The sequence below is a fragment of the Kitasatospora sp. NPDC091257 genome, from assembly GCF_044757675.1.
GTDB classification, from domain to species: domain Bacteria; phylum Actinomycetota; class Actinomycetes; order Streptomycetales; family Streptomycetaceae; genus Kitasatospora; species Kitasatospora lactacystinica.
Genome location: NZ_JBIVVI010000694.1, coordinates 1 through 4,939, shown reverse-complemented (window position 1 = coordinate 4,939; position 4,939 = coordinate 1). Strand labels below are relative to the sequence as shown.

The following is a 4,939-nucleotide window of genomic DNA, read 5'->3' as shown; positions in this document are numbered from 1 at the left end:
GTACTTCGCCGCTGCCGATGCCAAGGAGTCCGCCGGCGCAGCCCGTGCCCCGGCCTCCGAGCGGTTCCACGCAGCTCCGCGCAAAGATCGTCCCTCGCACGAACGGCACTAGACTTCCGCCATGCTCAAAGCTGACCGCACCTCCCGGATCCTCACGCACCTCACCGAGACGGGCAGTGCCGACGTGCACGAGCTGGCCGGGCTCCTGCGGGTGTCGGCGGCCACCGTCCGCCGGGACCTGCAGGAACTCCACGACCAGGGCCTGCTGCACCGCACCCGCGGCGGGGCGGTCACCGGCGCCGTCAACCTCGAACTGCCGCTGCGCCACAAGCACGGCACGCGGCAGGCGGAGAAGCGCCGGATCGCCCTGGCGGCCGACCGGTTGGTGCCCGACGGCGCGGTGGTCGGCCTGACCGGCGGCACCACGACCAGCGAGCTGGCCCGCGTCCTGGCCGAACGCGGCGGGATCACCATCGTGACCAACGCCGTCAACATCGCGGCCGACCTGATCGTCCGGCCGGACATCCGCCTGGTGGTGGTCGGCGGCATCGCCCGGACCACCAGCTACGAACTGGTGGGGCCGGCCGCCGACCGGATGCTCGCCCAGTACCACCTCGACATCGCGTTCATCGGCGTGGACGGCCTGACCCCCCAGGAGGGCTGCACCACGCACGACGAGATGGAGGCCCAGACCGACCGCGCGTTCCTGCGCAGCAGCGCGCGGTCGGTCGTCCTGGCCGACAGCAGCAAGATCGGCCGGATCACCTTCGCCCGGATCTGCCCGCTCTCCGAGGTCCACGACCTGGTCACCGACGCCGAGGCCACGGCGGAGCAGGAGGAGGCGATCGCCGCCGACGGGGTACGGGTCCTGCGCGCCTGACGCCGGGCCGCCGGCCTCACGGACCCGGGTCCCGAAAGTCCGGACCCCGCAGGCCCGGATCCCGCACCTGCTCATGCAACGCCCGGCCGGGCCTCCCGGCCGGGCGTTTCTGTCGCCGCAACGGTTGACATGAACTCACTAACACAGGAAGCTCTTTCGCATCTGCGCAGAATCAGCGTGTATCAAGCATCTCCGATCACTCATCAAGCGCATACGAAGGCGGTAACTGCGGTGGACAAACGTGTGCCGGCCCTCCTCACGGTGTGCGCCCTCGGCGCCCTCGCCCTCACCTCCTGCGGCAGCGATGGCAGCGGCGGCGGCACCGACGCCGACGGCAAGGTGACGCTCAAACTGGTCGCCGCCGACTACGGCGACAAGGAGTCCAGCTGAAACGGCGCGAGGCGGCGGGCGCCCGGACCGCGGCGTACCCGGCGATGGAGTACCGGCACGGGCCGATCAGCATCGCCGAACCGGGCCGGGTGGCCTGGGTGTTCGGCGCGCCGGCCGCCGGGCTCGCCGAGGACATCACCCGGGCCGGCGCCCTCCTGGTCGCCGGATCCGGTGGAACGGACGGCGCCCTGGACCCGCTGGCCGACCTCGTCCGGGCCCAGCGGCTGGCCGTCGCGGTGGCCGAGTCGCGGGGCTGCGACCCGGACCGGCCGCGGCACCTCACCCGGTCCGTCGTCCTCGGGGACCGGCGCCGTCCCTGACCGGCGCCGTTCGCCCTCACCACCGCGTGCCCTCACCACCGCGTGCCCTCACCACCGCGCCCGATCGCCCGCCCGGGCGCGTCCGGCAGGTCCTGACCGCCCACCTCTTCACCGTCGAACGGAGACACCACCGTGCGCCTGCTCCGGCCCCACCTCCGCCGGGCCGCCCTCACCGCGGCCCTGGCCGTCCTCCCCGCCCTGGCCGGGCCCGTCCTCCCCGCCCGGGCCGCGACCCCCGGCTCCGCCGTCCTCGACCAGGGCCACCAGAGCGTCACCTGGCAGAGCCCGCAGTACGCCAAGGGCACCCTCGGCGACCCCGGCAGCTGCCCCCCGGCCGCGCAGGACCCGGGCGGCACGGTCTGCGACCACTTCGACCTCACCGTGAACGTGCCGGCCGGCTACTGGGACGACAATCCGGAGGGCGGCGTCCCGGTGTCCGTCCGCTGGCAGAACCGCACCGACGACTTCGACCTCTACATCTACGACGCCACCGGCAAGCAGGTGGCCAGCAGCGCGGGCACCGCCGACCCGGAGGCCACGGTGATCCCGAAGGCCTCGGGCACTTACCGCGTCCTGGTGGTCCCCTACGACGTCCACGGCGGCTCCTACACCGGCACCGCCTACCTGCCGCAGACCGCCGACGCCGGCGACCTGACCGGCTTCGGCGGCTCCCAGGGCAGCTACGACATCTCCGCGGGCACCCTGAAGGCCCGGGTCGACTTCCTCGCCGACGACCAGCTGCGCCTGCGCGCCGCCCCGGACGGCGTCCTCACCGATCCGGCGGGCAGCACGATCGTCCGCACGCAGCCCGAGCCGCAGCGGGACACCAGCACCTTCGACGCCGGGGCGTACTACGGCATCCGCTCCAAGGGCCTGGTCCTGCGGGTCTACAAGCACCCGCTGCGGTTCGGCCTGTACACGTCGGACGACCGCACCGCCCTCTGGCAGGAGAGCGCCCCACTGCGCTGGAGCACCGGCGGACTGCGGCAGAGCCTGGTGCGCGGCGCGGACGAGCAGTTCTTCGGCGGCGGCGAGCAGAACGGCTCCTTCTCGCACCGCGACCGGACCGTCCACGTCGCCAACAGCACCGACTGGAACGAGGGCGGCTGGAACAACTCCCAGCCCTTCTACGTCTCCTCCGCCGGCTACGGCGTCTTCCGCAACACCTTCACGCCCGGGATCTACGACTTCGGCTCGCCCGTCCGCACCGGGCAGCAGGAACGCCGCCTGGACGCCTACTACTTCACCGGTGACGTCAAGGCGGTGATCGGCCGGTACACCGACCTGGTCGGCAAGCCCTTCATGCCGCCCGTCTACGGGCTGGAGCCCGGCGACTCCGACTGCTACCTGCACAACGCCAACCGCGGCGAGCGCCACACCCTGGACGCGCTGAAGGTCGCCGACGGCTACGTGGACAACCAGATGCCGCTGGGCTGGATGCTGGTCAACGACGGCTACGGCTGCGGCTACGAGAACCTGCCGCAGACCGGCACGGGCCTGCGCAAGGACCACGCCCAGCTCGGCCTGTGGACCCAGAACGGCCTGCCCAACCAGGCCGAGGAGGTCAAGGCCGGCGTGCGGGTGCGCAAACTCGACGTGGCCTGGGTCGGCAACGGCTACGACTTCGCGCTGAACGCCTGCGACCAGGCCAAGGCCGGCATCGAGGACAACAGCGACGCCCGCGGCTTCGTCTGGCTGCCGGTCTCCTGGGCCGGCGCGCAGCGCTGCGGCGTGCTGTGGAGCGGTGACCAGAGCCTGTCCTGGGACTACATCCGCTGGCAGATCCCGACCTATGCCGGCGCCACCATGTCCGGCATCGCCTACAACACCGGCGACGTCGGCTCGATCTACCGCCGGGACCCCAAGATGTACGCCCGCGACCTGCAGTGGAAGGCCTTCCTCCCGGCGATCATGACCATGGACGGCTGGGCCCGGGACATGACGGGCAAGCAGCAGCGGGACCAGCAGCCCTGGCTGGACGGCGAGCCCTACACCTCGATCAACCGCAAGTACCTGCAGCTCAAGGAACGGCTGCTGCCGTACATGTACACCCTCTCCGCGGAGGCCACCCGCACCGGCGTCGGCGCGGTCCGCCCGCTGGCCCTGGAGTACCCGCACGACCCGAACGCCCTCGGCCCGAACGCCACGTACGAGTTCCTGGCCGGGCCCGACTTCCTGGTCGCGCCGGTCTACTCGGACACCACCGTGCGCGACGGCATCTACCTGCCCGAGGGCACCTGGACCGACTACTGGACCGGCCGCACCTACCAGGGCCCGACCACGGTCAACGGCTACTCCGCCCCGCTCGACACCCTGCCGCTGTTCGTCCGCGGCGGCGCGATCGTCCCGATGTGGCCCAAGGGCACGCTGTCCTGGGAGAACCGGGACCGCTCCGAGCTCGACTACGACCTCTACCCGCAGGCCGCGGGCGACTCCTCCTACACCCTGTACGAGGACGACGGCGTCACCCGGCAGTTCACCGCCGGCTCCTCGGCCACCCAGCAGGTGGACGTGCACACCAACCGCGCCGTGACCAACGTCCGCATCGGCGCCAGCGAGGGCGACTACGCCGGCAAGCCGGCCCAGCGGTCGTACCGCCTCACCGTGCACGGCCGCCCCGCCCCGCGCCTGGTGGCCGGCGACGCGGGCCCGCTGCCCCGGCTGGACTCGGCGGCCGCGCTCGACGCGGCCGGCTCGGGCTGGTACTACGACGCCGCGACCGGGGTGACGACGGTCCGGACGCCGTCCGTCCCCACCGGCGACGGCTTCTCGCTCAACCTGGTCCACGGCGGCAACTGACCGCCCGGCGGCGAGGGGCTTCCACCCCGGTACGGCAAGGGGCCCGTACCGTGCGCGACGCACGGTACGGGCCCCTTTTCCTGCCGGGCGAAAGCCAGGGCAGAGGACTACAGCGGGCGGATGTTCTCGGCCTGCGGGCCCTTCTGGCCCTGCGTGACGTCGAACTCGACCTTCTGGCCCTCAACGAGCTCGCGGAAGCCCTGGGCAACGATGTTCGAGTAGTGGGCGAACACGTCCGCGCCGCCACCCTCCTGCGCGATGAAGCCGAAGCCCTTTTCCGCGTTGAACCACTTCACGGTGCCAGTAGCCATGAGAAATCTCCTTCGAGAGACTGTCCGAAGCCTGCACCATGCAGACTTTCGAGTCGCCGCGATGAGAACCCTCCGGGAAAGAGCCGGGAAACAAAAAATGCGCCTGCGAAGAGCAGGCGCACACAAAGTTCATGGGAACCACAACTGCAACTAAAACAACCGTAGCAGACGTCGGGCCGCCACGGCGGATAACCACGCGAATATTTTCGCCTCACCCTCCCGGGCGTGCCCCCTCACCC

4 protein-coding genes and 1 pseudogene are annotated in these 4,939 nt (G+C 71.5%); 4 read left to right on the top strand and 1 reads right to left on the bottom strand.

The window, feature by feature from the left end; all coding sequences use genetic code 11:
- Positions 1-121: 121 nt before the first annotated feature.
- The 4 genes and pseudogenes from ACIQOV_RS27505 (at position 122) to ACIQOV_RS27490 (ending at position 4,389) form a co-directional block, all read left to right on the top strand.
- Complete coding sequence (locus ACIQOV_RS27505; protein WP_401052964.1) at positions 122-880, top strand: DeoR/GlpR family DNA-binding transcription regulator; 759 nt, start codon at positions 122-124, stop codon at positions 878-880.
- A gap of 231 nt (positions 881-1,111) precedes the next feature.
- Entirely contained in the window at positions 1,112-1,270 is a 159-nt protein-coding gene (locus ACIQOV_RS27500; RefSeq protein ID WP_401052967.1) for a hypothetical protein, read from the top strand.
- Positions 1,267-1,590: pseudogene (locus ACIQOV_RS27495) on the top strand (SIS domain-containing protein); the annotation flags it as partial. The gene ACIQOV_RS27500 and the pseudogene ACIQOV_RS27495, both read left to right, overlap by 4 nt.
- A gap of 132 nt (positions 1,591-1,722) precedes the next feature.
- Positions 1,723-4,389 carry a TIM-barrel domain-containing protein gene (locus ACIQOV_RS27490; protein ID WP_401052961.1) on the top strand — a complete coding sequence of 889 codons (2,667 nt, stop codon included), beginning with the start codon at positions 1,723-1,725 and terminating at the stop codon, positions 4,387-4,389.
- Positions 4,390-4,496: 107 nt separating this feature from the next.
- Here ACIQOV_RS27490 and ACIQOV_RS27485 read toward each other — a convergent pair whose 3' ends face one another.
- Positions 4,497-4,700, bottom strand: coding sequence for a cold-shock protein (locus tag ACIQOV_RS27485; protein ID WP_359907422.1), 204 nt, complete (start codon positions 4,698-4,700; stop codon positions 4,497-4,499).
- Positions 4,701-4,939: the final 239 nt, after the last annotated feature.